Source organism: Vibrio sp. 10N.261.51.F11 (assembly GCF_041471665.1).
Lineage (GTDB): Bacteria > Pseudomonadota > Gammaproteobacteria > Enterobacterales > Vibrionaceae > Vibrio > Vibrio crassostreae_C.
On the sequence record NZ_JBFROW010000026.1, the window covers coordinates 1 to 806 of the forward strand.

The 806-nt window shown below is 47.0% G+C and carries 1 protein-coding gene; it reads left to right on the plus strand.

Annotated features, from left to right (window positions below; translation table 11 throughout):
* Positions 1 to 806 (plus strand): tandem-95 repeat protein (locus tag AB4351_RS09610; protein ID WP_372125755.1); only part of this gene is annotated, 806 nt, incomplete at both ends.

The following is an 806-nucleotide window of genomic DNA, read 5'->3' on the forward strand; positions in this document are numbered from 1 at the left end:
GATGAGAACTTCAATGGTGACATCGATATCAGTTTCGATATCTCTGATGGTACCAATACGGTTCAAGCATCAGCTGACCTAACGGTTAACCCAGTTAACGACCTGCCAGTCCCTCAAGATCAACAGTTCAGCGTTGAAGAAGATGGCACGCTCATCTTCACCGATGCAGACCTGTTAACAGGTGCTACAGACATCGAAGGTGATAACCTTACAGTTGAAGGTGTGACCTACGATGGTGGCGACGGTATTCTTACTGATAACGGTAATGGTACGTACACCTTTGCTCCGAATGAGAACTTCAATGGCGACGTAAACTTCGGTTTTGATGTATCAGATGGTACCGATACAGTCTCTGCAAACATCGATGTGAGCGTTACGGCAGTTGATGATGCACCTGTGTCAGGCGACCTAGCGTACTCAATCGACGAAGACGGTTCGATTCGTCTAAGCCAAGAGCAGCTGCTATCGCAAGCTTCTGACGTAGAAGGCGATGACCTGACTGCTAGCGGCCTAACGGTTGGCGGTGATGCAACCGTTACTCAAAACGATGATGGCAGTTTCACGATTACGCCAGATGAGAACTTCAACGGTGACATCGATATCAGCTTTGATATCTCTGATGGCACCAATACCGTTCAAGCTTCAGCAGACCTGACGGTTAACCCAGTAAATGATTTACCTGTTCCACAAGACCAACAATTCAGTGTTGAAGAAGACGGCACGTTAATCTTCACTGATGCAGACCTATTAACAGGCGCTACGGACATTGAAGGTGACAACCTTACTATTGAAAGTGTGACCTACGA